23 protein-coding genes and 1 tRNA gene are annotated in these 26285 nt (G+C 74.6%); 13 read left to right on the plus strand and 11 right to left on the minus strand.

All coding sequences use genetic code 11. The annotated features are described in order from the left end of the window. On the minus strand, nucleotides 1–275 hold a 275-nt coding region (locus ACI78V_RS18385), incomplete at its 3' end, for a PfkB family carbohydrate kinase (protein WP_456853336.1). Then, a complete protein-coding gene (locus ACI78V_RS18390) occupies nucleotides 266–841 on the minus strand; it encodes a DUF6328 family protein (protein ID WP_456853338.1) in 576 nt (191 codons plus the stop codon). The genes ACI78V_RS18390 and ACI78V_RS18385, both read right to left, overlap by 10 nt. Nucleotides 842–890: 49 nt before the next feature. Here ACI78V_RS18390 and ACI78V_RS18395 point away from each other — a divergent pair, with 49 nt between their 5' ends. From ACI78V_RS18395 to ACI78V_RS18410, 4 genes are all read left to right on the plus strand, one after another. Further along, nucleotides 891–1229, plus strand: a complete 339-nt coding sequence (locus tag ACI78V_RS18395; RefSeq protein WP_456853340.1) for a DUF3140 domain-containing protein — start codon at nucleotides 891–893, stop codon at nucleotides 1227–1229. A 9-nt stretch (nucleotides 1230–1238) separates the two neighbouring features. Then, nucleotides 1239–1940, plus strand: coding sequence for a methyltransferase domain-containing protein (locus ACI78V_RS18400; RefSeq protein WP_456853342.1), 702 nt, complete (start codon nucleotides 1239–1241; stop codon nucleotides 1938–1940). 135 nt (nucleotides 1941–2075) lie between these two features. Continuing rightward, nucleotides 2076–3104, plus strand: a complete 1029-nt coding sequence (locus ACI78V_RS18405; RefSeq protein ID WP_456853344.1) for a type III polyketide synthase — start codon at nucleotides 2076–2078, stop codon at nucleotides 3102–3104. A gap of 78 nt (nucleotides 3105–3182) precedes the next feature. Further along, nucleotides 3183–3845 carry a response regulator gene (locus ACI78V_RS18410; protein WP_456853346.1) on the plus strand — a complete coding sequence of 221 codons (663 nt, stop codon included), beginning with the start codon at nucleotides 3183–3185 and terminating at the stop codon, nucleotides 3843–3845. 17 nt (nucleotides 3846–3862) lie between these two features. Here ACI78V_RS18410 and ACI78V_RS18415 read toward each other — a convergent pair whose 3' ends face one another. From ACI78V_RS18415 to ACI78V_RS18440, 6 genes are all read right to left on the minus strand, one after another. After that, entirely contained in the window at nucleotides 3863–5521 is a 1659-nt protein-coding gene (locus tag ACI78V_RS18415; RefSeq protein ID WP_456853347.1) for a GAF domain-containing protein, read from the minus strand. Between the two features lie 56 nt (nucleotides 5522–5577). After that, nucleotides 5578–6153 (minus strand): universal stress protein, encoded by a 576-nt coding sequence (locus ACI78V_RS18420; RefSeq protein ID WP_456853349.1) that lies wholly within the window; start codon nucleotides 6151–6153, stop codon nucleotides 5578–5580. A 129-nt stretch (nucleotides 6154–6282) separates the two neighbouring features. Beyond that, entirely contained in the window at nucleotides 6283–7092 is an 810-nt protein-coding gene (locus ACI78V_RS18425) for a putative protein N(5)-glutamine methyltransferase (RefSeq protein WP_456853351.1), read from the minus strand. 41 nt (nucleotides 7093–7133) lie between these two features. Further along, a tRNA-Gly gene (locus ACI78V_RS18430) sits at nucleotides 7134–7204 on the minus strand. A gap of 301 nt (nucleotides 7205–7505) precedes the next feature. After that, nucleotides 7506–10169: an ATP-binding protein gene (locus tag ACI78V_RS18435; protein WP_456853353.1), complete on the minus strand. Its 2664-nt coding sequence runs from the start codon at nucleotides 10167–10169 to the stop codon at nucleotides 7506–7508. Between the two features lie 353 nt (nucleotides 10170–10522). Beyond that, entirely contained in the window at nucleotides 10523–13186 is a 2664-nt protein-coding gene (locus ACI78V_RS18440) for a S8 family serine peptidase (RefSeq protein ID WP_456853355.1), read from the minus strand. Nucleotides 13187–13338: 152 nt separating this feature from the next. On the opposite strand from ACI78V_RS18440, the gene dcd reads away from it, so the two are divergent. Continuing rightward, nucleotides 13339–13929: a dCTP deaminase gene (gene dcd / locus ACI78V_RS18445; RefSeq protein WP_456853357.1), complete on the plus strand. Its 591-nt coding sequence runs from the start codon at nucleotides 13339–13341 to the stop codon at nucleotides 13927–13929. Here dcd and ACI78V_RS18450 read toward each other — a convergent pair. Further along, the gene (locus ACI78V_RS18450; protein WP_456853359.1) at nucleotides 13895–15241 is read right to left on the minus strand and encodes an MFS transporter; all 1347 of its coding nucleotides are present in this window, start codon (nucleotides 15239–15241) and stop codon (nucleotides 13895–13897) included. The two genes, dcd and ACI78V_RS18450, sit on opposite strands and share 35 nt — an antisense overlap. A gap of 117 nt (nucleotides 15242–15358) precedes the next feature. Between ACI78V_RS18450 and ACI78V_RS18455 the strand changes: the two genes are divergently transcribed. Next, nucleotides 15359–15814, plus strand: coding sequence for a DUF4760 domain-containing protein (locus ACI78V_RS18455; protein ID WP_456853361.1), 456 nt, complete (start codon nucleotides 15359–15361; stop codon nucleotides 15812–15814). 148 nt (nucleotides 15815–15962) lie between these two features. On the opposite strand, the gene ACI78V_RS18460 is transcribed toward ACI78V_RS18455, so the two are convergent. After that, the gene (locus tag ACI78V_RS18460; RefSeq protein WP_456853362.1) at nucleotides 15963–18254 is read right to left on the minus strand and encodes a (Fe-S)-binding protein; all 2292 of its coding nucleotides are present in this window, start codon (nucleotides 18252–18254) and stop codon (nucleotides 15963–15965) included. Nucleotides 18255–18629: 375 nt separating this feature from the next. Between ACI78V_RS18460 and dnaK the strand changes: the two genes are divergently transcribed. The 7 genes from dnaK to ACI78V_RS18495 all read left to right on the plus strand — a co-directional run bounded on the left by dnaK (nucleotide 18630) and on the right by ACI78V_RS18495 (nucleotide 25744). Further along, complete coding sequence (dnaK, locus tag ACI78V_RS18465) at nucleotides 18630–20504, plus strand: molecular chaperone DnaK (RefSeq protein WP_456853363.1); 1875 nt, start codon at nucleotides 18630–18632, stop codon at nucleotides 20502–20504. Continuing rightward, nucleotides 20501–21226 carry a nucleotide exchange factor GrpE gene (gene grpE, locus ACI78V_RS18470; protein WP_456853365.1) on the plus strand — a complete coding sequence of 242 codons (726 nt, stop codon included), beginning with the start codon at nucleotides 20501–20503 and terminating at the stop codon, nucleotides 21224–21226. Before dnaK ends, grpE begins: the two co-directional genes overlap by 4 nt. A gap of 19 nt (nucleotides 21227–21245) precedes the next feature. Further along, nucleotides 21246–22454 (plus strand): molecular chaperone DnaJ, encoded by a 1209-nt coding sequence (dnaJ, locus tag ACI78V_RS18475; protein WP_456853367.1) that lies wholly within the window; start codon nucleotides 21246–21248, stop codon nucleotides 22452–22454. After that, the gene (locus tag ACI78V_RS18480) at nucleotides 22451–22906 is read left to right on the plus strand and encodes a heat shock protein transcriptional repressor HspR (RefSeq protein ID WP_456853369.1); all 456 of its coding nucleotides are present in this window, start codon (nucleotides 22451–22453) and stop codon (nucleotides 22904–22906) included. The genes dnaJ and ACI78V_RS18480 overlap by 4 nt, the downstream gene beginning before the upstream one ends. Continuing rightward, the gene (locus ACI78V_RS18485) at nucleotides 22903–23397 is read left to right on the plus strand and encodes a MarR family winged helix-turn-helix transcriptional regulator (protein WP_456853371.1); all 495 of its coding nucleotides are present in this window, start codon (nucleotides 22903–22905) and stop codon (nucleotides 23395–23397) included. The genes ACI78V_RS18480 and ACI78V_RS18485 overlap by 4 nt, the downstream gene beginning before the upstream one ends. 116 nt (nucleotides 23398–23513) lie before the next feature. Beyond that, nucleotides 23514–24023, plus strand: coding sequence for a MarR family winged helix-turn-helix transcriptional regulator (locus ACI78V_RS18490; protein WP_456853373.1), 510 nt, complete (start codon nucleotides 23514–23516; stop codon nucleotides 24021–24023). A 68-nt stretch (nucleotides 24024–24091) separates the two neighbouring features. Beyond that, nucleotides 24092–25744: an MDR family MFS transporter gene (locus ACI78V_RS18495; RefSeq protein WP_456853375.1), complete on the plus strand. Its 1653-nt coding sequence runs from the start codon at nucleotides 24092–24094 to the stop codon at nucleotides 25742–25744. A gap of 86 nt (nucleotides 25745–25830) precedes the next feature. Here ACI78V_RS18495 and ACI78V_RS18500 read toward each other — a convergent pair whose 3' ends face one another. Further along, nucleotides 25831–26265 carry an OsmC family peroxiredoxin gene (locus ACI78V_RS18500; protein WP_456853378.1) on the minus strand — a complete coding sequence of 145 codons (435 nt, stop codon included), beginning with the start codon at nucleotides 26263–26265 and terminating at the stop codon, nucleotides 25831–25833. Nucleotides 26266–26285: the final 20 nt, after the last annotated feature.

Genomic DNA, 26285 nt, shown 5'->3' on the forward strand with positions numbered 1-26285 from the left:
GGGGTGGGGGGGGGTGTTGTGCGGAGCCGGGGGCCTTCGTCGCCGCCGCCCCGGTGCCGCGCCGCCAGCGCCCGCCCCCCGGCCGGGGCCCCCCCCCCCCGGCCGACCATGACCACCCCCGTGCCCAGCCGCCCCGCGGCGGCCGCCTGGTTGGCCCCCTTGCCCCCGGGCGCCAGCGCGGTGCCGGAACCGATGACGGTCTCCCCGCGCCCCGGCAGGCGTGCGACGCGCACCAGCACGTCCTCGTTGAGGCTGCCGACGACGGTCACCGACACGGGCGCACCTCCGGGGACGACGGGGGGTCGGCCGTACCAGACCCCGCTTCCTCGGCCGGTGCCCGGCGGTGGCGCAGCGGCAGCACGTACCAGGACACCGCGCCGACACCGACGACGAGCGCGCACCCGACGGCGGCCGCCCACCGGCCCAGCACCACGTCCAGCACGAGCAGCACGGCGCTCGCGATGCCGAGCAGGAGCAGCCCCAGCCCGACGAGCAGCGCCCGGTCGGCGAAGGCCACCAGCTCGGCCTTGCGTCGCCGGCGGAAGAGCGTGCGGTGGAACGACACCGGGGCGATCAGCACCAGGATCGCCGTCGCGGTGCTGAGCAGGGTGACCGTGTAGACCGTCGTGCCGAACCGGTCCTGCTCGTCGAAGCGGACCGTGAACGGCAGCGTCAGCAGGAACGCGAACAGCACCTGGACCCCGGTGATGGCCACCCGCAGCTCCTGGAGCAGCTCGGCGAGGTTGCGGTCGAGCACCTGCTCCGGTGTCTGGCCGCGGAGTTGCGCGGTCCCGTGGACGTCCGCCCGTTCCCGCGTCCGGTCCGCCCGTTTCCCCGCCACGCCGCTGCGGTACCGCGCGGGGACGCACCCGACACCCGGAGGCAGGCCCATGACCGAGGACCGCGACACCGTCCGGCGCGAGTTCGGCGAGGCGGTGAACATGACGCCCGCGGAGCTCGAGCGGTGGCTGGGCACCGACGAGTCGCAGGCGGTCGGGCAGAAGGACGGCGGCGGCGAGTCCACCGGCCACGCCTCCGGGCGCCGGATCGTCGAGCTGCTGCGGACCGAGGCGGCCGACCTGACCGACGACGACCTCGCCCACATGCGGAAGGTGCACGGCTACGTGCGACGGCACCTGGCGCAGGAGCCGTCACAGGAGGACGTCGAGACCTCCCGGTGGCGGTACTCGCTCATGAACTGGGGACACGATCCGCTCAAGGGCCGGTGAGATGCCCGCATGAGCGCCCTGCCCCGCAACGACCCCCGCCAGTACGACGAGCTCGCCGACGAGTGGTGGAAGGCCTCGGGCGGGTTCGCCGCGCTGCACTGGCTGGCCGCCTCGCGCGCCGAGCACATCCCGCCGGCCCCGACGCCCGGTGCGGTGCTGGTCGACCTCGCTTGCGGGGGTGGTCTCATGGCTCCGCACGCCGCCCGGCTGGGCTACGTCCACGTGGGCGTCGACGTGGGACGGCGCGGGCTGGAGCTGGCGCGTGAGCACGGTGTCCTGGCGGTGCAGGCCTCCGTGTACGCCGTCCCGCTGCCCGACGGGTGTGCCGACGTCGTCGTCGCCGGCGAGATCCTCGAGCACGTCGAGGACGACGTCGCGGTGCTGGCCGAGTGCGCCCGGCTGCTGCGGCCGGGGGGCACCCTGGTGATCGACGCCCTCGCGGCGACCCGCCTGGGACGGTTCCTCATGGTGACCGTCGCCGAACGGCTCCCCGGGGGCCCGCCGCCGGGACTGCACGACCCGGCCCTGTTCGTGGACCGCCGCCGGCTGCTGTCGGCCGCCGACCGCCTGGGGCTCGACCTGCGGCTGGTGGGACTGCGCCCCTCGATGCGGGAGGCGGTCGCCTGGCGGCTGGGCCGCCGCTCGTCGGTCCGGATGAAGCCCGTCCGCTCCACCGCGGTGGTCTTCGCCGGGTACGGGCGCAAGCGCTGATGCGGCGGGACGCCCTGCTCAGCCGTACCGTTCCCGCATGACGCCGAGCCCGTGCGCCCGTGGAACGGCAGCCGCGAGTGAGTCGCTGCGGGCCCCTGCGGACGGCTCCCGCGACGGTGTCGCCGAGGTGGCCCGGTGAGTGCCGCCGTGGTCACCGGCGCCGGGGCCGCCCTCCCCACCACGATCGACCAGGACGCCGTCTGGGACGGCTTCTTCGCCGACCACTACGCCGGACTGCGCGCGGCCCGGCGGATCTTCCGCTCCTCGGGGGTGCGCCGCCGGCACGCGGTGGCCAACCCGCTGGACGAGGACCTCAGCGGCTGGAGCACCGGCGCCCGGATGCTGCGCTACGTGCAGGAGGCGCTCCCGCTCGGCAAGCAGGCGGTGGCCGGCGCCCTGGACGCCGCCGGTCTGCCCCCGGGCGACGTCGGCCTGTTCGCGGTCGCCACCTGCACCGGGTACGCCACACCCGGCCTGGACATCCGGCTGGCCGGTGACCTCGGCATGCCGCCGGGCCTGCAGCGGCTGCTGGTCGGGCACATGGGCTGCTACGCCGCCATCCCCGGGCTGGCCGCCGTCGCGGACTTCGTGACGGCCCGGTCCCGGCCGGCGGTGCTGCTGTGCTGCGAGCTGACCAGTCTGCACGTGCAGCCGGCGCAGGCCGATCTGGAGCAGGTGGTGGCGCACGCCCTGTTCTCCGATGCCGCGGCGGCGGTCGTGGTCCAGCCCGGCGCCCGGCGCGGACGCCGCCTGGCCGGCATCGTGGCGCGGACCGACGCCTCCACCGCCGACCACATGACCTGGGACGTCACCGACCTCGGGTTCCGCATGGGCCTGTCGCCGCGGGTGCCCGACGTCCTGGCCCGGCACGTCGGCGACGTCGTCGACGAGTTGCTCACCGGCGCCGGGCTGCGGGCGGAGGACGTCGCGGGATGGGCGGTGCACCCGGGCGGCCCGCGCATCCTCGACGTGGTCCGCGACGAGCTGGGCCTGGACGAGGTCCAGCTCGCGGCCTCCCGGCGGGTGCTGGCCGAGCACGGCAACTGCTCGTCGGCCACGGTGCTGCTCGTGCTGGAGGAGCTGGGCGACGTCGTCGGCCCGGTGGTGGCCATGGCGTTCGGCCCGGGCCTGACCCTCTACGCCGCGCTGCTGCTGCCCGCCTGACCGTGTGCGCATGCGGCGGAGGAACAACGGAACCCACTAGGCTCTGTGAACTGGATCACTCCAGGAGGGGGCTGTCGGGTGGAGGGGGAAGGCGCCGAGGTGCGGGTGTTCCTCGTCGACGACCACGAGGTCGTGCGGCGGGGGGTGGCCGAGCTGCTCGAGGAGGACCCGGAGATCCGCGTGGTGGGTGAGGCCGGGTCGGTCGCGGAGGCCCTGGCCCGGGTGCCGGCGGTCCGGCCGGACGTCACCGTGGTCGACATGCGGCTCCCTGACGGCGACGGCGCCGAGGTCTGCCGCCTGCTGCGCGAGCGCGTCCCCGACCAGCGGTGCCTGGTCCTGACCAGCTACTCCGACGACGACGCGGTCGCCGCCGCGGTGGCCGCCGGCGCGGCCGGCTACCTGCTCAAGCAGGTGCGCGGCTCGGCGCTGGTGTCCGCGGTCCGGACCGTCGCCGCCGGCGGGACGCTGTTCGACCAGGACGCCGGGGCCGCGGTGGTCGCCCGCAGCCGCCCGGTGGAGCGCGACCGCCGGCTGGCCGTGCTCACCGAGCAGGAGCGCACCGTGCTGCGACTGATCGGCGAGGGCCTGACCAACCGGCAGATCGGGGAGCGGATGGGCCTGGCCGAGAAGACGGTGAAGAACTACACCAGTCACCTGCTGGCCAAGCTGGGCCTGGAGCGCCGCACGCAGGCCGCGATCCTCGCCACCGAGCTGCGCGACCGCCCCGGGCCGATCGGCTGAGCAGCGCCTCCCGCGGGTCAGCTCCGCACCGGCAGCGGCACGGTCCAGCGGATCTCCGTCCCCGCCGGGCCGGCCGACGTGACCAGCCGGCCGCCGTGCCGCTCGGCGCGGTCGGCGAGGTTGGTCAGCCCGCTGCGGACCGTCACCGCGGGCAGCCCGACGCCGTCGTCGGTCACCACGACGCGCACGTCCTCCCCCGCGCTGACCAGCACGGTCACCCGGCGGGCGCGGGCGTGCCGGACGACGTTGGTGACCAGCTCCCGGACGACGGCGACGACGTCGGGCACGAGGCTGCCGGGCAGCTCGTCGAGACCGCGCAGGCGGACGTCCGGGCGCAGCCCGTGCCCGCCGGTGATCGACCGGACGACGTCGGCGATGCGGGTGCGGACGGCGTCCGGTGAGTCGTCCTCCGGCTGGTGCAGCTCGAAGATCGCCGACCGGATGCGGGCGATGGTCCCGTCCAGCTCGTCGACCCGCTCGGCGAGCTGGGCCGCTGCCTCCGGGTGGTCGGCCTGCAGCGAGCGGCTGATCCGGTCCAGGGCCAGACCGGTGGCGAAGATCCGCTGGACGACGTGGTCGTGCAGGTCCCGGGCGATCCGGTCGCGGTCGGCCTCCACCTGCAGCCGTCGCTCCCGCTGCTGGCTGCGGGCCAGCTGCAGCGCGACGGCGGCCTGGGCGGCGAACGCCGAGGCGTGCTCCAGGGCGTCGGGGTCGAAAGGCGGGGCTCCCCTGCGCCGTATCGCGACCACGGTGCCCAGGGGCGGGCGGCCGCCGAGCGGGATGAACAGGGTCGGGCCGAAGCCGGCGGCGACCTCCCCGAGCACGGGCGCCCGCCGGCCCCCGACGGCGGCCACGCTCACGTCGTCGATCAAGCGGGGGACGCCGGAGCGGTGTGCGGCGCCCAGCTGGGTGTCGGTCAGGGGCAGCTGGACCCCCTCGAAGTCCTCGCTGTCGAGGCCGACGGCGGAGACGACGGTGAGGACCTCGTCGTCGTCCGCACTGGGGACCAGCACCCCGGCGACGTCGGCCGCGGCCAGCGCGGCGACCCGCTCGGCGATGGCGCGGAGCACGGTGTCGGGGTCGGCGCCGGAGAGCAGGGCGGTGGCGATGCCGCTGCCGGCCTGTGCCCAGGCTCGCCGGTGCTCGGCGCGCTCCACCCGGAGGGCGTTCTCGACGGCCAGCGCCGCCGTCGCGACGAGCGCCTGCGCCACTCTCTCGTCGGCGTCGGTGAACGGCCCCTCGGGGCGCTTCTCCGTCAGGTACAGGATCCCGAACGCCCGGCCGGCCACCCGGATCGGCACCCCCATGAAGCTGTGCATCGGGGGGTGCCCGGGCGGGAAGCCGACCGACGCCGGGTGCGTCGTCAGGTCGTCGAGCCGCAGCGCGCCGGAGGCCCCGGTCATCAGCCCCAGGACGCCCTCACCGGTCGGCAGCCGCCCGATGCGCTCGCGCACCTCGGCGTCCATGCCGACGACCACGAACCGCTCGATGCCGGTGCCCTGCCGGTCGAGCACGCCCACGGCGCCGAAGGTCGCGCCCACGTGCTGGACCGCCGCGCTGACGACGCCCTGCAGCGCGGCCTCGAGGTGGTCGCTGTGTGCGGCCGCCCGCACGCCGGCGGCGAGCACCGGCACGGGGGCCGGCACCTCGGGACCCTCGGCGCCGGGCGGGGTCACGGCCCGGCCGTCGAGGGTCTGGGGAGGGCTGGCTGGAGTGCGGCGGAGATCTCCGCTCACGCCCCGCGGGCCAGGCGCCGCGGGTGCGGACGGGGCACCGCCGGGCGCAGCAGCGTCTTGCCGTGCGCGCCGACGACGACGAGGTCGGCGCCGCGGGCCGCGCCGGTGAGCGCCTCGAACACCGGCCGCTCGAGCACCGCGGTGCGGGTGCGCCCCGCCACCCCGGTCTCGGCGATGGCGCGCAGCACGAGGGCCTCCAGGCGTTCGAGGGCCGCGGCCGAGTCGCGCCGTCCCAGCCCGGCCAGGGGGTCGGAGTCGGTCTCGTCGAGGACGCTCACCGCCACCACGGTGGCCTCCCGCCGGGCGGCCTCACGCAGGGCCCAGACCAGGGCCCCGTAGCCGGCCGCGGAGCCGTCGACGTCGACCACGAGCCAGGGGTGCTGCCGTCGCGGCAGCAACGGCGTCAGCCGCGTGGGCTCGACCGCCGGCCTCGCGTCGTCGGTCTCCTCCGGCAGGGCGCCACCCGGCATGTCGTCGTCCCCCAGTACGCGCACGTCGTCGTCCGACCGCCGGGCGACCCCGCCCGTGTCCTGCTCGTCCGGCCCGCTGCTGAGCCGGTGCGCGTCGGTCATGCGGGGCATCGTGTCCGTCCCGTCCCGCCCCGCGGCAGGGCCCAAGGGCCCGTGTCCGCCCAGGTCGGGGAGTGACGGACCCGTTCCGGTTCGAGGACATGCGCGCCACTGCGCAGAGTGATGCAACGACTACGCCAGCCCCGCGTGGGGCGCGGTGCCGACGACGACGGTGGCGTCCCGGTCCCCGTCGTGCACGACCGAAGCCGCCAGGCCGTTGGCCGTGACGGCGGCCGCGGTCAGCGGTGCCTGCCCCCGGCTGGTCTCGATCAGCAGCGCGCCGCCGGGGACCAGCCAGCGACGCGCGCCCGCGGCCACCCGGCGCTGCAGGTCCACCCCGTCGGGGCCGCCGTCCAGGGCGGTGCGGGGCTCGTGGTCGCGGGCCTCCGGGGGCATCAGCGCGATCGCCCCGGTCGGCACGTAGGGGGCGTTGGCCGCGAGCAGGTCCACCCGGCCCCGGAGGTCGGCGGGGAGGGCGTCGTAGAGATCACCCGGGTGCACCCGGCCGCCGGCGGTCGCGAGGTTGCGCGTGGCGCAGCGGACCGCGGCCGGGTCGACGTCGGCGGCGTGCAGCTCGACCGGCCCCACCGCGGCGGCGACGGCCGCACCCACGGCGCCGGTGCCGCAGCAGAGGTCCACCACGACCGGCCGGGGGATCTCGCGGAGCAGGGCGACCGCCTCGTCGACGAGCAGCCCGGTCCGGCGGCGCGGCACGAACACGCCGGGCTCGACGGCGACGCGCAGTCCGCAGAACTCCGCCCAGCCGAGCACCGTCTCCAGCGGCTCCCCGGCCACCCGCCGCGCGACGAGCGCCTCGAGCGCGACCGGGTCGGGCGTCGCGGACAGCAGGGCGGTCGCCTCGTCCTCGGCGAACACGCAGCCGGCCGCGCGCAGGCGGGCGACGAGCGCAGGGAAGGGGATGAGGGCCTCCGGGCCGGACACGGACGTCGGCCCGCCGGAGCGGCCCCGCGCGGGGCGATGAGAGCGGGTGACGAGAATCGAACTCGCACTGTCAGCTTGGGAAGCTGATGTTCTGCCATTGAACTACACCCGCGGGACGCCCCAGAGCTTACCCGGAGGGCGCCGCACGAGGGGAGCGGGGTCCCCCGACGAGGGTGTTCCCGCCGCCGTCCGCCATCGGGCCGTCGGCGCCGCCGTGTCGCCGGTGCAGCGCCCCCGCCCCGCGGTGCCGTCGGCGAGCAGGCCGACGACCCGACCGTCGTCGGACAGCAGGTGTCCTCGTAGGAGTCGCCGTGCGGGGGCACCGCGGGGAGCTGTGGGCGGAGGGGGCACGACGACGACGGTGCCGCGTCCGGATGGGAGGACCGTGAGAACCGGATGAGACGGCTCTCATCTCAGGACGAGCGGATGACCACCGTCGTCCCGGCCGGACTGGGGGTGGCGGTGACCTCGCCGACCGCGCTCATGAGCACCGAGCCGCGGCCGCGGTCCATGCTCGGCACCCGCTCACGCCACCGGCCGTGGTCCCGGACGGCGATCTCCACCCGCCCGTCGACCACCTCGGCCGCGACGTCGATGAACGGCTCGGTCGGGTCCTGCGCGTGCTCGACGGCGTTGGTCGCCGCCTCGCAGGTGGCCAGCACGAGGTCGTAGGCCCGTTCCTCGTCGTGGCGGGCCTCGACGAACAGCGCCCGCAGCCGGCGGCGCAGCGCGGGGACCGACGAGCTCGTCGCGGGGAACCGCCAGTGGCCGGTGACCGTGCCGGAGGGGGCCGCGGTGGCGCGGGTCGGCACAGCGGAGGTCATCGGCAGGCGGGGCGCCGGCGGCCCGGCGGGCGCGGGACACGCGGTCGGGCCCGCAGTCCCACCGGAGGGAGGCGGCGGCTGGGCGTCGCTGCCGGTCCGCGCGCCGCGGTGGAGCACGGCCCGGAGCCGCGCGACGAGCTCCGCGGACTCGAACGGCTTGGGCAGGTAGTCGTCGACCCCGGCGTCGAAGCCCTCGACGGCGGCCTCCTGACCGGCGCGCGCGGTGAGCATGACCACCGGCACCGTCCGGGTCAGGGGATCGGCGCGCAACGCCCGGAGCAGCCCGAACCCGTCCAGCGCCGGCATCATCACGTCGGTCAGCACGACGTCGGGCCGGGCCGCGGCGACGCTGTCCAGGGCCTCCCGCCCGTTGGTCGCCGTCCGGACCGTCCAGTGCGGGGCCAGCAGCCGGGTGAGGTAGGCCCGCATGTCGGCGTTGTCGTCCACGACCAGCACGCTGCCGCCGGGCGCGGTGACCGGCTCGGGGGCGGTCCGGGCGAGGTCGTCGTCCCACGGGGTGAGGGCGGCACGACGGGTGGCCTCCGACGGCGCGGCCGGCCCGTCGGCGACGGCGTCCGGGGCGCCGAAGGGCACGGTGACGGTGAAGGTGCTGCCGACCCCGGGCTCGCTGGCCACCGTGACCGTGCCGCCGTGGAGCCCCGCCAGCTCGCGGACCAACGCCAGCCCCAGCCCGGTGCCCTCCCGGCTGCGGGCGGGGGAGCCGGCGACCCGGTGGAACCGCTCGAACAGGTGCGGCAGCTCCTCGGCCGGGATGCCCACGCCGGTGTCGGACACCCGCAGCGTGATCGTGTCGCCGTCGGCCCGCAGGCGGACGTCGATGCTGCCGACGAAGGTGTACTTCAGGGCGTTGGCGAGGAGGTTGAGGACGACCTTCTCCCACATCCGGGGGTCCACGAACGCCGGACGCCCCAGCGGTGGGCAGTCCACCGTCAGCCGCAGCCCCGCCCGCTCGGACGCTGCGCGCAGCACGCCGGCCAGCTCCGTGGTGAGGGCGGCGAGGTCGGTCTCCACCCGGACGGCGGAGGTGCGGCCGGCCTCGATGCTGACGAACTCCAGCAGGTCGTTGACCAGGCCCTGCAGCCGCTGGCCGTTGCGCAGCGCGAGGGTGAGCTGGTCGCGTGCGGACGGCGGCAGGTCGGGGCCGGCCAGGACGTCGCCGATGGGGGCGAGCAGGAGCGTCAACGGCGTGCGCAGCTCGTGGCTGACGTTGGCGAAGAACGTCGTCTTGGCCTGGTCGAGCTCGGCCAGCGCCTCGGCGCGCGAGCGCTCGGCGGCGTAGGCGCGGGCGTTGAGGACCGCGCCGGCGAACTGGCCGGCGAGCAGCTCGTGGAACGAGCGGTACTCCTCGTCCAGGGCCCGGTTCGGGCTGACGCCCACCACGAGCGCGCCCACCTCGTCGCCACCCGGGGCGCCGGCCAGGGGCAGCACGACGGCGCTGGTGACCGGGTCGCCCCAGGGCCCGCCGGTGACGCCCAGCCGCTCCACCTCGGCAGGGAGCAGCTCCGCGGCGGAGGCGGCCGCCTCGGGGAACAGGGCGGGGTCGCACCCCACGGCGGCCGCCCGCCGCAGGCCCCCGCCGTCGGGCCCGGCGAGGTAGACCGCGGCGAACGGGACGTCGAGGGGGGCACCGGCCAGCGTGGCGGTCATCTCCGCCACCGTGGCCAGCTCGTCGCCCAGCCCCCCGGAGCCGGCGACGTCGTGCAGCAGGCGCTGCCGCCGCTCGGCCAGGACCTGGCGGGTGACCTCGGTGCACACCGCGTGCATGCCGGCGACCTCGCCGTCGTCGCCGTAGGCCGGCGCGTGGGAGACGGTGAAGTAGGTCTCCTCGCGGTAGCCGGCCCGCTCGAGGAGGAGGAGCAGTTGCGGGATCCACGACGGCTCGCGCGTGGTCATCGCGTGCTCGACGGGACCCTGCAGCGCGGGCCACCCCTCGGCGAGGGTGACCCGGAGGTCGTTCCCGATCGCGCCGGGGTGCTTGGCGCCGATGAGCTCGGCGTAGGCGTCGTTGTAGATCTGGGTGTACTCCCGGCCCCAGGTGAGGATCATCGGGAAGCGCGAGGCCAGCACCGTGCGCACCACGTGCCGCAGGCTCGCCGGCCAGCCGGAGACCGGGCCCAGCGGGGTGCTCGACCAGTCCATCACGGCCATGAGCCGGCCGTTCTCGCCGCCGTCGCGGAACAGCTCCGCGTCCCCGGGGCCCGTGGGGAGGTCCGTGCCGGCGCCGGCGTGCACGCACACCTCCGACTCCGGTCTTCTACGGTTGCGCCGACGCGGTGGCTCGTGCGCCGGTCGCCCGGTCAGCAGGACGACCGGCAGGAACGGTACCCCTCCGTCAGCGGCGCTTCTCGGCGAGGAACCCGGTCGCCTCCGAGCGCAGCCGCTCGGCCGTCTGCGACAGCCCCGTGGTGTCCCCGGCGCCGGCGCCCGTGGAGGCCGAGCCGTCGACGGCGGCGGCGATCCCGCGCAGGTCGGTCCCGGAGACGACGTGCTCGTCGGCGCGGGACGTGCGCTCCCCGCCGGTGGGCCGGGGCGCGCCCGCGCCCCGGACGGGTGTCCGGGGCGGGGCGCGGGAGGGGTCGGCGGGATCAGATCACCACGCCGGTGCAGGACACCGAGCAGTCGGTCGACCAGATCCCGCGGAGCCCGTCGAAGCGGGCGTTGCGCACCAGCCGCTGACCTGCGGGTCCGGTGACGACGTCCGGCCGCACGGTGCCGCCGGTGCCCGACCCGCCCGGGGTGGTGCCGCCGGGCGTGCTGCCACCGGGGGTGCTCCCGCCGGGGGGCGTGCCACCGGGCTCGGTGCCGGGGCCGTCGGGCGTGCTGCCCCCCGGGACCGTGTCCCCGGTGCCGGCGGCGACGTAGGTCAGCGCCGACCCGAGGACCGACTGCCGGCCGTCGGGGGCGAAGACGTGCACGTCGTAGCTCCCGGCCGCCCGGGCCGGGGCCCGGAACTGCAGCTGGTCGGCCGAGACGCGGAGGACCACCGCGGTCGCGGAGTCCCCGACGCGCACCCGGGCGCCGTCCGGGAGCGCGGTGCCGCGGATGGTGACCGTCTCCCCGCCGGCCGTGCCGACCCGCGCCGGGCTGAGTGAGGTGATCCCGAACGGACCCACCTCCGGGAACGTGACCTCGCCTCCGTCGTCGCCACCACCGTTCCCGGTGCCGGGCGTGGTGCCGCCGGTGCCGGGCGTGGTGCCCCCTGTGCCGGGCGTGCCCGGGGTGCCGGGGTCGCCGGGGCCGCCACCGGGCGGGGTGTCGCCGGTGCCGGGCGAGGTGCCCCCCGTGCCGGGCGTGCTCGGGCTGTTGGGGGTGCGGGGCGTGCCGGGGGTGCTGCCGCCGCCACCGGGCGGGGTGTCGGGGTCGCCGGGGTCGCCACCGGGCGGGGTGTCGCCGGTGCCGGGCGAGGTGCCCCCCGTGCCGGGCGTGCTCGGGGAGCCGGGCGTGCCCGGGGTGCCGGGGGTGCTGCCGCCACCACCGGGCGGGGTGCCGCCACTGCCGGGCCCGCTGCCGCCGGTGTCGGGGGTGCCGGGGGTGCTGGGCGGCGTGGTCACTGCCGAACCCACCAGCAGCGGGGCGGCGACGGAGGCCCCGAGCGGAGCGCCGTCCTTCTCCAGCTGCACCGTGAGCACGTAGCGGCCGTCACCCAGCTCCACCGAGGGGGAGAGGGCCAGGGCGCCCGGGCCGGCGGCGGTGCCCAGTGCGAAGCGGGCCGTCCCGCTGTCGTCGGTGGTCACGGTGGTGCCGCCCACGGTGAGCTCGGCGTCCGCGACGGCCCAGACCTCCCCCTGGTACTCCATGCCCAGGCCGAGGGTGACCGCGTAGTCGCCGCTGCCCGCGCTGCCGGTGGCGGCGACCCGCGGGGTCACCACGCCGGCCGGGGCGGTCATGGAGGTGAACCGGTAGTCGACCCGGTCCGACGGGGCCTCGGCCAGCCCCGTGAGGGACAGGCGACCGCCGGTCACCGACTTCCCGGCGTAGGCGGGCACCGGCTCGACGTCGTCGAGGAGGGCCGCCTTGATCTCGTCGGCGGTGGCATCGGGCATCCGGGCGCGGTAGAGCGCGACCGCCGCAGCGACGTGCGGAGCGGCGATGGACGTCCCGCCCACCAGCCGGTAGCCGCCGTCGTTCCACGCGGTGAAGACGAGGTTGCCGGGGGCGAACAGGTCCACCGACGTGGCGCCGTAGGCCGACGAGGGGGTGACGGTGTCCGAGGCGGTGTGCGACCCCACGGTGATGAGGTTGCTGTTGGTGTAACTGGCCGGGTACAGCGGCGCGGTGTCGCGGTTGCCGGCGTCGTTGCCCGACGCCGCCACCACGACGACGCCCTTGGACTCGGCGTAGTCGATGGCGTCTCGCACCGCGGTCAGCGCCGAACCGGTGAACTGGCCACCCCACGAGGCGTTGACCGCGGCCGCGCCGTGGTCCGCGGCGTACCGGATCGCCTCGGCGCCGAGGAAGGCGTCGACACCGTCCCCCGTGCCGATGACCAGCGGCATGATCTGGACGTCGGGGGCGACGCCGGCCGTCCCCTCACCGTTGCCGGCGCGGGCGCCCACGACCGCGGCGACGCTGGTCCCGTGCGTGCCGCCGGCACCGTTGTCGATGTCGGCGGAGTCGGTGACGAAGTTCCAGCCGTGGCAGTCACCCGCCTTGCCGTTGCCGTCCCGGTCGACCGAGCCGCAGTCCTCGGCAGGGTTGGTCCACAGCGAGCCGACGAGGTCCGGGTGGTCGGAGTCGAAGCCGGTGTCGGTGACCGCGACGATCATGCCGCGCCCGGTCCCGCCTCCCCAGCCGGTGGTGGCGTCGACGTCGACGTCGGCGGTGATCGCCTGGTTGTAGGCGTTGGTGCCGGTGTTCTCGAGGTTCCAGCCGTAGGACGACCAGTACGGGTCGGTGACGTCACCCAGGACCGGCACCGGAGGTGAGTACTCGGCATCGGCCACCCCGGGCAGGGCCTCGAGGTGGTGCGGGGCCAGTCCCTCGGTCGCGACCAGGGCCCGGCCGTCGCTCAGCGCCTGGACGTCGACCACGTCGCCGGCCACGTCCAGGGCGACCACGAGGTCCTCGGTGCTGACACCGGCATCGGCGGTGACCACGTAACGGCTCAGGCCGTCGTCGGGGCCGTGGTCGCCGGCCACCGCGACGGCCGGCTCCGCCAGCGCGGTCACGGCCGCGGCACCGGCGTACCCGGCGACCGCGGCAGCCGCGAGGACGACCGCCAGCCCCCGCCTCCTGATCAGACTGCGCACGTCCACTCCACTCCCTGCCGGGACGACCCCGACCACGACGGCCCCGCGAGGGCCTGCGGGACGCCAACGACGTCCCGCGTGGAGGGCTTGAGACCCGGCCGTTCCGGTTCGCCCGGAATGGTGAGTGGGAGGACCTCCCTAGACTCCGGCGCATGCTGCTGTCCGACCGCGACATCACGGCTGCCGTCGCCGAGGGGCGGCTCGGCATCGAGCCGTACGACAAGGCCCTGGTCCAGCCCTCGAGCATCGACGTCCGGCTGGACCGTTTCTTCCGGGTCTTCAACAACGCCCGGTACACCCACATCGACCCGGCGCAGCAGCAGGACGACCTGACCACCCTCGTCGAGCCCGAGGGCGACGAGCCGTTCGTGCTGCACCCCGGGGAGTTCGTCCTCGGCTCGACGCTCGAGGTGGTCTCCATCCCCGACGACCTCGCCGCCCGGCTGGAGGGCAAGAGCTCACTGGGCCGGCTGGGCCTGCTCACCCACTCCACCGCCGGATTCGTGGACCCGGGGTTCAGCGGCCACATCACGCTGGAGCTGTCCAACGTGGCCAACCTGCCGATCACGCTGTGGCCGGGCATGAAGATCGGCCAGCTGTGCCTGTTCCGGCTGAGCAGCCCGGCCGAGCACCCGTACGGCTCGGCGGTCTACGGCTCCCGCTACCAGGACCAGCGCGGCCCGACGCCGTCCCGGTCGTTCCGCAACTTCACCCGCGCCGAGACCCGTCGTCCGGCTCCGTGACGTGGACGGTGACCGGCGGCTCCGTCCCGGCCACCTCCACGACGTCCCCGTGGTGGGCGGTCGATGACCAGCCGCGCACCTCGTCGTCGACGAAGCGCGGTCGCGACACCAGCCAGCCGGTGACCATGAGCACGGCCACCCCGGTGAGGACGACGGCGAACATGCCGGTGTACCCGCCGGTGGTGCCCCGCAGGACGCCGACCAGCAGCGGTCCGGCTCCGGCCATGAGGTACCCCCACCCCTGGACGACGGTGGACAGCGCTGCCGTCGTCTCCGGCGTCCGGGCGCGCATGCCGATCAGCGTGAGCACCATGGCGAAGGTGCCCATGCCGAGGGCGAGCAGGCTCATCCACAGCCACGGCACGGTGCGCGGGGCGAGCATCAGGCCCACCCAGCCCGCGACGTAGCAGACCCCGAAGCCGGCCAGCAGGGGGCGCTGCAGGTGCTGGCGCACGGTGAGCACCGGGACGATCGCGTTCAACGGGATGACGACGATGGTGTTGACCCCTAGCAGCAGGCCGGCGGCGGCCGCGCTGACCCCGGAGTCCCGCAGGTACTGCGCCGTCCACCCGATCAGGACGTAGGCCTGCATCGACTGGGCGCCGAAGAAGACCGCCAGGGCCACGGCCATCGGGCTGCGCACCAGCGAGCGCATCCGCACCGCGGTGCGGGCTCGCCGTGCGGCGTCCCGGGACGCGCCGGGGCGGGCGGGCACCGCCAGCCAGGGCAGCGCGGCGAGCAGCGCGAGCACCGCCCACCAGCCCAGCGCCCAGCGCCAGCCGTCGGCGCCGGCGGCGGCGGCGATCGGTGCCGCGGAGATGGAGGCGACGGCACCGCCGGCGGCCATGGACATGCTGTAGGCCCCCACGAGCAGGCCCGTGCGGGTCGGGAAGTACCGCTTGACCAGGCTGGGCAGCAGCACGTTGCCGAGCGCACCGCCGACCATCGCCAGCACGGTGCCGACGAGGAACAGCCAGAAGCTCCCGGCGACCGCGCGCACGACCAGGCCGGCGGCCATGGCCAGCAGCGCGCCGGCGAGCACGTGGCCGTCACGGAACCGGGCGGCCAGCGGCGGCCCTGCGAACCCGATCGCCGCGAAGCACAGCACCGGCATGGTGGTGACCAGCCCGGCCATCCCGCTGGAGATGCCCAGGCCCTGCTCGATCTCCTCCAGCACCGGCCCGATGCTGTTCACGGCGGTGCGCAGGTTGAAGCCGGTGAGGACGATCGCCGTCCCGATGAGCAGCAGCCCGCGGCGGTGCTCCCCGGCGGTCGGGACGGCGGTGGGAGCGGGTGCGGCGCTGCGTGTCACCGGACGATGGTCCCCCGGTGGGCCCGTCCGGTCGCGCCCGGGTCGTTTCGCCCTGCAACGACCTCTCGTGCTCCGGTCCCTCCCGCCGGTCCGGGCCGACGACGAGGATCTGGGTGCATGTCGAGTGCTGCATGGGCCAACGTGATCCAGACCGTGGCCCTGGTCGTCGCGGCGACCGCGCTGGTCTTCGCGGCCCAGCAGGTGCGGCTGGCGCGGTACGGGGGCGGTGGGGCGAACGTGCTGCAGCTGTGGGCCTTCCTGCAGAGCGAGGCGGCGCGGGCCGACGGTCGCACCCTGTACGCGGCCGTCGCACGGGCGGGCTCCTCTGTGCAGGACTGGACCGCGGCGGAGGTGGAGGCGGCGCGTCACGTCTGCTCGACCTGGTCTGCCGCCGGGTTGCTGGCCGAGCGGGACATCGTGCCCGTGGACGTCCTGCTCGAGGGATGGGGCGCGAACATCGCGCGCACCTGGTCGGTGACGGAGCAGTTCGTCGCGTGGGAGCGGGCCCGCCGCCAGGACCCGATGCTGTGGAAGGGCTACGAGTGGCTGGCGGCGCAGGCGCGCGGGGTGTGAGCCCAGCACGCCGGCCGGACCACGGTTCCCCAGCCGACCGGAGACGAGGACGGCGCGCGCTCCCCGGGGGAACGCGCGCCGTCGTGGTGCTCGGCCGCCTCGCCGGGCCCGCCGCGAGCTCGCGAGCGGTGGGGGCGAGGGGGTCCTCCTACTGCGGGCCGTGCTCGGTGTTGGCCGAGTCCAGGCCGACCACGTCGTCGGCCTCCGTGCCGACGTCGGCACCGGACTCCGTGCCCGGCGCGCCGACCGGCGCGAGGGAGCGCAGCAGGATCTGGCTGACGTCGAGCACCTCGACGTGCTCACCCGCCTCACCGTTCTGCTTCTTGGTGGTCAGCGCGTCGCTGAGCATCGTGATGCAGAACGGGCACGCGGTGGAGATGACGTCGGGGTCGAGGTCGAGTGCCTCCTCGGTGCGCTCCATGTTGATCCGCTTGCCGATCTTCTCCTCCATCCACATGCGGGCACCGCCGGCGCCGCAGCAGAAGCCGCGGTCCTTGCAGCGGTGCATCTCCTGGGTGCTGAGGCCCTGGACGGAGTCGAGGATCTCGCGCGGCGGCGTGTAGACCTTGTTGTGCCGGCCGAGGAAGCACGGGTCGTGGTAGGTCACCTTGCGGTCGACCGGCGTGACCGGCGTCAGCCGGCCCTCCTCCACCAGCTGGCCGAGCAGCTGCGTGTGGTGGACGACCTCGTAGTGGCCGCCGACCTGCGGGTACTCCCGGCCCAGCGAGTTGAAGCAGTGCGGGCAGGTCGTGACGATCTTGCGCATCCCGGGCACCCGCCCCTCGAAGACGCCGTCCAGCGTGGCGACGTTCTCCTGGGCGAGCACCTGGAAGACGAACTCGTTGCCCATGCGACGGGCCGGGTCGCCCGAGCAGGTCTCCCCGGAGCCGAGGACGGCGAACTCGACGCCGGCGGTGTGCAGCAGCTCGGCGACGGCCTTGGTGACCTTCTTGGCGCGGTCGTCGATGGCGCCGGCGCAGCCGACCCAGAACAGGTACTCGACGTCGTAGTCCAGCGGCCCGTCGGCCATCCGGACCTCGAAGTCCATCTCCTTGATCCAGTCCTCGCGGGTGCCGGCCTGCACGCCCCACGGGTTGCCGCGGTTCTCCAGGTTGCGCAGCATCACGCCGGCCTCGGAGGGGAAGTTCGACTCGATGAGCACCTGGTAGCGCCGCATGTCGTCGATGTGGTCGATGTGCTCGATGTCGACCGGGCACTGCTCGACGCAGGCCCCGCAGTTGGTGCAGCTCCACAGGACGTCGGGGTCGATGACCCCGCCCTCCTCGAGGGTGCCGACCAGCGGGCGGTGCGCCTGGGCGTCGTTGGTCCCCTCGATGCGGGCGTACCCGGACGCCCAGACCTGCTCGTCGCTGGGCTTGAGGATGTCGTAGTCCGGCGCGGTCTCGCTCGCGGTCTTCTCACCCAGCAGGTACGGGGCCTTCGCGTACAGGTGGTCCCGCAGGTCCATGATCACCATCTTGGGGCTGAGCGGCTTGCCCGTGTTCCACGCCGGGCACTGGCTCTGGCACCGCCCGCACTCGGTGCAGGTGGTGAAGTCGAGCATCCCCTTCCAGGTGAAGTCCTCGATCTTGCCGCGACCGAAGACCGCGTCCTCGTCGGGGTCCTCGAAGTCGATCGGCTCGCCACCGGAGGTCATCGGCAGCAGCGGGCCGAGCGCCGGGGCTCCGCTGGTGCCCTCCCGCTTGAAGTAGATGTTGAAGAAGGCGCTGAACCGGTGCCAGGCGACGCCCATGTTGAGCAGCCGGGAGACGACGACCAGCCAGACCAGCGAGGCGACGATCTTCACGAAGGCGATGACGCTGACCAGGTCGGGGCTGCTGGGGAGCAGTGCCGACAGCGCACTGGACACCGGGTGCGACCACGTCGGGGCCTCGACCAGGCCCGCGGCGATCTTGGCCGCCCGGATGCCCAGGATGCAGAGGCCGACGATGAGGACGATCGCCTCGACGAAGTAGCCGCGGCCCTCGTTGGAGCCGGCGAAGCGGCTGGCCCGCCCCTGGCGCCGCGGGTGGTCGAGCTGGCGCCGGACGATCAGGTAGAGGATGCCGAGCACGGTGCCGGTGCCGATGACGTCGACGAAGAGGTTCCACAGGCTCCACTCGCCGATCAGCGGCAGGTGGAAGGCCGGGTCCCAGACCTCGCCGAAGGCCTCGACCAGGGTGAGGAAGAGGCCGTAGAAGCCGACGAACACGAACCAGTGGGCCACGCCGATCGCCGACCACTTGAGCATCCGGGTGTGCCCCAGGGACTCCACGACCAGGGTCTTGAGCCGCGGGCCGACGGGACGGGCCCGCGTGGCGTCGGGCTGCCCGGTCCTGATGATCCGGATCATCGCGCGCACCGCCCGGTAGGCGAAGACGACCGCGACGACCAGGAAGACGACGCTGATCGTCCCCAGGACGATCTGCAAGGGACCCATCGATTTCCCTCCCGGACGCCTCACGACGTCGTTCGATCCCCCGCCCGCCGGGACGGCGCGAGGGTGCTCGCCGCCGCCCGCACCAGCTCGGCCGAGCCGGCGGCGGACCACCGCGGGCACCACTGCCCGCACGGGTCGCACGATAGCTGTCGATCGCGCAGGCTACTCGCCGGTAACCCCTGCCGCAGGCCCCGCGACCTCGCAGGGCGGGGCGCAGCCGGGCCGCGGGGCGGCGCACCGTCCCCCCGGGAACAGTTCCGTCCGGACTGCCGTTAGGGTGGGCAGGAAAGTTGAGTGGACCCCGCGCAAGGTGGGCACTCGGCTCCTGCAGACGGACCAGAACCACCCGGTACACACGGAAGAGAGGCCATCTCCATGGCTCGAGCGGTCGGTATCGACCTCGGCACCACCAACTCCGTCGTCACCGTCCTGGAGGGCGGCGAGCCGACGGTCATCGCCAACTCCGAGGGTTCGCGCACCACGCCGTCGGTCGTCGCGTTCGCCAAGAACGGCGAGGTCCTCGTCGGCCAGTCGGCGAAGAACCAGGCGGTCACCAACGTCGACCGCACCATCCGCTCCGTCAAGCGGCACATGGGCACCGACTGGAAGACGCCCGAGATCGACGGCAAGAGGTACACGCCGCAGGAGATCTCCGCGCGCATCCTGCAGAAGCTCAAGCGGGACGCCGAGACCTACCTGGGCGAGCCGGTGACCGACGCGGTCATCACCGTGCCGGCCTACTTCGAGGACGCGCAGCGCCAGGCCACCAAGGAGGCCGGTGAGATCGCCGGCCTCAACGTCCTGCGGATCGTCAACGAGCCGACCGCGGCCGCGCTGGCCTACGGCCTGGACAAGGGCGAGACCGAGCAGACGATCCTCGTCTTCGACCTCGGTGGTGGCACGTTCGACGTCTCCCTGCTGGAGATCGGCGAGGGCGTCATCGAGGTGAAGGCCACCGCGGGTGACAACCACCTCGGTGGCGACGACTGGGACCAGAAGGTCGTCGACCACCTGGTCAAGACCTTCAACGCCTCCAACGGCATCGACCTGTCCAAGGACAAGCTGGCCATGCAGCGGCTCCGCGAGGCCGCCGAGAAGGCCAAGATCGAGCTGTCGGGCGCCCAGTCGACCAACGTCAACCTGCCCTACATCACCGCCGGCGCCGAGGGCCCGCTGCACCTCGACGTCACGATCACCCGCGCCGAGTTCCAGCGGATGACCCAGGACCTGCTCGACCGCGCCCGCGCGCCGTTCAACCAGGCCATCCGGGACGCCGGCATCTCCGTCGGGGAGATCGACCACGTCGTCCTGGTGGGTGGCTCGACCCGCATGCCGGCCGTGACCGACCTGGTCAAGGAGCTCACCGGCGGCAAGGAGCCCAACAAGGGCGTCAACCCGGACGAGGTCGTCGCCGTCGGCGCCGCGCTGCAGGCCGGCGTCCTCCGCGGTGAGGTCAAGGACGTCCTGCTGCTCGACGTCACCCCGCTGTCCCTGGGCATCGAGACCAAGGGCGGGATCATGACCAAGCTCATCGAGCGCAACACCACGATCCCGACCAAGCGCTCGGAGATCTTCACGACGGCCGACGACAACCAGCCGTCGGTGCAGATCCAGGTCTTCCAGGGCGAGCGCGAGATGGCGGCCTACAACAAGAAGCTCGGCATGTTCGAGCTGACCGGGCTGCCCCCGGCGCCGCGCGGCGTCCCGCAGATCGAGGTGGCCTTCGACATCGACGCCAACGGCATCGTGCACGTGTCGGCCAAGGACCTCGGCACGGGCAAGGAGCAGTCGATGACCATCACCGGCGGCTCGGCCCTCCCGAAGGACGACATCGAGCGGATGATGAAGGACGCCGAGGCCCACGCGGAGGAGGACAAGCGCCGCCGCGAGGAGGCCGAGACCCGCAACCTCGCCGAGTCGCTCCAGTACCAGACCGAGAAGTTCCTGGCGGAGAACGGCGAGAAGATCCCGGCCGACAAGAAGGAGGAGCTCGGCGAGGCCCTCACCGAGCTGCGCTCGGCCCTCGGCGGCTCGGACATCGCGGCCATCAAGGCGGCGCAGGAGAAGGTCGCCCGCGTCTCGCAGGAGGTCGGCGGGGCGCTGTACGCCCAGCAGGCCGAGGCGGGCGCCGCGGGTGCCGCCGGTGCCGGCGCGGGAACCCCCGGTGACGCCGGTGCGTCCGGTACGACGACGGGCGACGACGACGTCGTCGACGCCGAGATCGTCGACGAGGACAACGACCGCCGATGACGGAGAGGGAAGAGGAGCCGCGGGTCGTCATCCGCGACAAGCGGCGCATCGACCCGATCAGCGGCACCGTGCGGGAGCCGGCCGGCGAGCAGCCGGCCGGCGCCCGCACGGGCACAGACGTTCCGGACCGGACCGCGCCCGGTCCAGCGCAGAGCTGGACGGCGCAAGGGGAGCACATGAGCGAGCACGAGGCCGTCGCCGAGCAGCAGCCGGTGGCGGGGGACGACGACCTGGGCCGCCAGCTGGCGGAGCGGACCGAGGACCTCCAGCGGGTCACCGCGGAGTACGCCAACTACCGCCGCCGGGTGGAACGGGACCGTCAGCTCGTGGTCGACCAGGCCGCCGAGCGGTTCGCGGCCCAGTTGTTCCCGATCGTCGACGACATCGAGCGGGCACGCGACCACGGCGACCTGACCGGTGCCTTCAAGGTCGTCGCCGACCGCGTCCTGGGCCTGCTCGACGGGCTCGGCGTGGAGGCGTTCGGCGTGTCCGGCGACCCGTTCGACCCCTCACTGCACGAGGCCGTCATGCACGACACCTCGGCCGAGGTGCAGGTGCCGACCGCCACCACCGTCCTGCGGCAGGGGTTCCGTCGCGGCGACCGCGTGCTGCGGACGGCGATGGTCGCGGTCACCGACCCGGAGAGCCCGGCCGTCCCGGGCGACGGTGGGGTCGCCGAGGCCGTGACGCCGCCGGGCGACGGCGCCCCGGCGTCCGACTGAGGCAGAGAGGGGGCGCCCGATGAGCACCCGGGACTTCATCGAGAAGGACTACTACGCCGCTCTCGGCGTCGCCCAGGACGCCGACGCGGCCGCGATCAAGAGGGCCTACCGCCAGCTGGCGCGCGACCTCCACCCGGACAAGAACCCGGGCAACGCCGAGGCCGAGGCCCGGTTCAAGGAGGTCTCCGAGGCCTACGACGTGCTGTCGGACACCAAGCGGCGGGCCGAGTACGACGAGGCCCGCCGCCTGTTCGGGGCCGGCGGCGCCGGCGCGCGCGCCGGCTTCCCCGGGGGCTTCCCCGGCGGGGGCGGCGCCGGTCAGCCGTTCGACCTCGGCGACCTGTTCGGCGGGGCCGGCGGTGCCGGCCGCGCCGGTGGCGCCGGCGGGCTCGGGGACCTCTTCGGCGGCCTGTTCGGCGGCAGCGCGGGAACGGGCTCCGCGCGGGCGCGCAGCCAGGCGGCGTCCGGTCCCGCCCGCGGCCAGGACGTCGAGACCGAGGCGACGCTCTCGTTCGAGGAGGCCGTCCTCGGCGTGACGGTGCCGCTGCGCATGCAGAGCCCGGGCACCTGCCCGACCTGCCACGGCAGCGGGGCGAAGCCCGGCACCTCGCCGCACACCTGCCCGGTGTGCCAGGGGGCCGGCGTCACCAGCCGCAGCCAGGGCGCGTTCGCCTTCTCCGAGCCGTGCCGCAACTGCCGCGGCACCGGCCAGGTGGTCGACGACCCGTGCCCGACCTGCGCGGGCAACGGCGTGACCACGCAGACCCGCACCATCACCGTCCGCATCCCGGCCGGGGTCAAGGACGGCCAGCGGATCCGGCTCGCGGGCAAGGGCGCGCCGGGACGGCGCGGTGGCCCGGCCGGTGACCTGTACGTCGTCGTCCACGTCTCCGAGCACGAGCTGTTCGGCCGAAAGGGCAACGACCTCACGCTCACCGTACCGGTCACCTACGCCGAGGCCGCCCTGGGGACGACGCTGACCGTCCCGACGCTGGACGGCAACGTCTCCCTCAAGGTCCCGGCGGGCACGGCCAGCGGCCAGACGCTGCGGGTGCGGGGCCGGGGCGTGCCGGGCAAGGGCCGCGCCGGTGACCTGCTGGTCACCGTCGAGGTCGCGGTGCCCAAGCGGCTCAGCCCCGCCGCGCAGGAGGCGGTCAAGGTGCTCGACGCCGAACTGGGTGACCCACGGCCGCGGATCACCGCCGCCGTCCAGGGGAGTGCGAAGTGACCGCCGCAGCCGACGGCCGGGAACGGCAGGACGCCGGGCGCGCGGTCGCCGAGGACGCCCCTGTCTTCGTCATCTCGGTCGCCGCCGAGCTCGCCGGCATGCACGCCCAGACGCTGCGCCAGTACGACCGGCTGGGCCTGGTCAGCCCCGGACGCACGCCCGGCGGCGGCCGCCGGTACAGCCCGCGTGACGTCGCCCTCCTCCGGGAGGTCCAGCGCCTCTCGCAGGAGGACGGCGTGAACCTGGCCGGCATCAAGCGGATCATCGACCTCGAGTCGCAGGTGGAGGCGCTGCGGCACCGGGTGCAGGAGCTGTTGAGCGAGCTCGAGGTGTCCGAGACCCGCCGGATCGCCGCCGAGTCCGCCGTCCGCGCCGGCTACGGCGGTGACCTGGTCCCGCTGCGCCCCTCCACCTCGGCGCTGGTCGTCTGGCGCCCCGGGCAGCAGCGGTGAGCGACGTCAGCGCGCACGAGGCGATCGTCCACGTGGAGCGGGAGATCGCGCTGCTGCTGCGCCGGTCCCGCGCCATGTCGGCGCGGCTGTCCCGGGAGCTGCACCCGGACCTGGACGGCGCGGCCTACGGGCTGCTGGTCCTCCTGGAGGACGCCGGGCCGCTGCGCGCCAGTGACCTGGTGGCCCGCCTCGGGCTGGACAAGAGCACGGTGAGCCGCCAGATCGGCTCCCTCGTCGACCTCGGCCTGGTCACCCGTGAGCCCGACCCCGCCGACGGCCGCGCCCAGGTGCTGCGCACCTCGCCGGAGGGCGCCGCCCGGCTGAGCCGCATCCGTGACGCCCGGCGGGCCCGCTGGGAGGCCGATCTCTCCGACTGGCCGGTCGACGACATCGCGACGCTCGGCGACCTGCTCGGCCGCCTCAACCGCCTGGGCGAGGCCCGGGACGGCAACGTCGTCGCGGACCCCGCGGACGGCGCCTCCTCCCGCTGACCGGCGGCCCCGCGCCGCTGACACCGATCCGCCCCGCGGACCCCTGCTGACCTGGTGCGTCGGCGGGGGTCTCCTACGCCACAACGGTTGCAGACAACAACCAAGCAGACGTATGGTTGCAGTCTGCAAGCAACATCGTGGCGAGGAACCCCCGTGCCCATCACCCTCAGACGCGCGACCGGCTCACCGCCGGCGTCGCGCGCATCGTCCGGAGCGGGCGCCACCTCGGCGTCCGGGCCGCCGACGCCCTCTACGGCGGCCTCCCCTCCTACGGCTGGGCGCTGCTCGTCCCCCTCCAGCGGGACGGTGAGCAGCGCTGCAGTGCCCTGGCCGCCCGGGCCGGCGTGGACGTCTCCGTGGTCAGCCGCCAGCTGGCCGTCCTCGAGCGGTCCGGGTACGTGGCCCGCAGGCCCGACCCGGCCGACGGGAGGGCCGGCCTCGTGGGCGTGACCGAGACCGGGGAGGCCGCTCTCGCCGGTACGCGCGCGCTGCGCTCCGAGTGGGCCGAGAGCGCCCTCGCCGGCTGGGACGAGCCCGACGCCCGGCTGCTCAGCGACCTGCTGGAGCGGCTCGCGACAGACCTCGACGCCTCCACCGCCGCGGGCCTCGCCCGGGTCGCCTCGTGACCGCCTCCCGCCTCGGGAGCGACCCCGCCTCGCCCTCCCCCTCCCGCACCGGACCGCCCAGGAGCACCGTGACCAGCACCCTCGAGCCCCGCGTCGCGGCGGCCGTCGCCCCGGGCCCCGTCGCCCCGGACGGCGTCGCCCCCGTCGCCCCGGGCCGCTTCGCCCCGGACGGCGTCGCCCCCGTCGAGCAGCAGGGCGGGATGACGCACCGTCAGATCCTCTCCGCGCTCTCCGGCATGTTGCTGGCGATGTTCGTGGCGTTCCTGTCCTCGACCGTCGTCTCCAACGCCCTGCCCACGATCATCACCGAGCTGCGCGGCACCCAGGGGCAGTACACCTGGGTCGTCACCGCGACGCTGCTGGCCTCGACCGCCTCGACGCCGATCTGGGGCAAGCTCGCCGACCTGTTCAGCAAGAAGCTGCTGATCCAGATCTCGATCGTGGTCTTCATCGTCGGCTCGATGCTGGCCGGCCTGTCCCAGTCGGTGGACACCCTCATCGCCTGGCGTGTGCTGCAGGGCCTCGGCCTCGGCGGCGTCCAGGCGCTCGTGCAGATCGCGATGGCCGCGATGATCAGCCCCCGCGAGCGCGGCCGGTACTCCGGCCTCATCGGCGCGGTCATGGCGGTGGCCACCGTCGGCGGCCCGCTGATCGGCGGCGTCCTCGTGGACACGAGCTGGCTGGGCTGGCGGTCGGTCTTCTACGTCGGCGTCCCCTTCGCCGTCGTGGCGCTGGTCCTGCTGCAGCGCACGCTGCACCTGCCGGTCACCAGGCGCCGCGTGCGCATCGACCACCTCGGTGCGACGTTCCTGACCGCCGGCGTCTCGGCGCTGCTCATCTGGGTCACGCTCGCCGGCGGCACGTTCCCGTGGTGGTCGGTCGAGACGGCGCTGTTCCTCTCCGGCGGCGTGCTGGCCGTCGTGGCCTTCGTCGTCACCGAGCTGCGCCACCCCGAGCCGATCGTGCCCCTGCGGCTGTTCCGTGACCGGACGACGACGCTGGCGATCATCGCGAGCATCGCCATCGGTGTCGCGATGTTCGGCTCCTCGGTCTTCCTCGGCCAGTACCTGCAGATCTCCCGCGGCTACTCGCCGACGGCGGCCGGCCTGCTGACCATCCCGATGGTCGCCGGTCTGCTGCTGTCCTCCACGGTGTCGGGCATCCTCATCACCCGCTACGGCAGGTGGAAGGCCTACCTGGTCGCGGGGTCGGTGCTCGTGGTCATCGGCTTCGGGCTGCTGTCGACCATCGACCACGAGACGGACATGACCCTCCTGGGCGTCTTCCTCTTCGTCCTGGGCGTCGGCATCGGCATGACGATGCAGAACCTGGTGCTGGCCGTGCAGAACACCGTCGCCGCCCGTGACCTGGGCGCGGCGAGCTCCGCGGTGGCGTTCTTCCGCAGCCTCGGTGGCACGATCGGCGTCTCGGTCCTCGGCGCCGTGCTCAGCAACCGGGTCGGTGCCCTGATCGCCGAGGGCCTGGCCGGCGTCCCGGGGGCCGAGCAGGCCGCGGCGTCCGGCGAGGTGGGGCTGTCCAGCCTGGCCGACGCGCCGCCGGCGGTCCAGGCGCTGATCCGGGTCTCCTACGGCGACGCCACCGGCCGCATCTTCGCGGTCTCCGCCGTCCTCGGCGTGGTCGCGGTGGCCGTGATCGTGTTCATCCGGGAGATCGCGTTGAGCACCGAGAGCGGTGAGGAGCGGCTGCGCAGCGGCAGGTGACCGCGGCGCGCACGACGGCGGCCCGTCCCCAGACCAGGGGGCGGGCCGCCGTCGTCAGGTCCTCCCTCGGCTCGCGAGGGGCCTGCTCAGTCGAGCGCGGCGTCCAGGCTGATGTCGACGCCGGCCAGGGCCTTGCTCACCGGGCACCCGACCTTGGCTGCCTGGGCGGCCTTCTCGAAGCCCGCCGCGTCGAGGCCCTCCACCTCGCCGCGGACGGTGAGGGTGATCGTGGTGATGGTGGGTGCGCCGTCCTTCTGGCCCAGGGTGACGTCGGCGGACACCTCGAGCGCCTGGGGTGTGCCCCCGGCCTTGCCGATCTCGCTGGAGAGGGCCATCGCGAAGCACGCCGAGTGCGCGGCGGCGATCAGCTCCTCCGGGCTGGTGGTGCCACCGGCGTCCTCGGCCGTGCGCTTGGGGAACGAGACCTCGTAGGTGCCGATCTTGGAGCTCGAGAGCTCGACCTGGCCGGACCCCTCCATCAGGGTCCCGTTCCAGGCGGTGCGCGCGGTGCGTGTGGGCATGCTGCCTCCTCCGTCGGCTG

The organism is Geodermatophilus sp. SYSU D00742, from assembly GCF_054049935.1.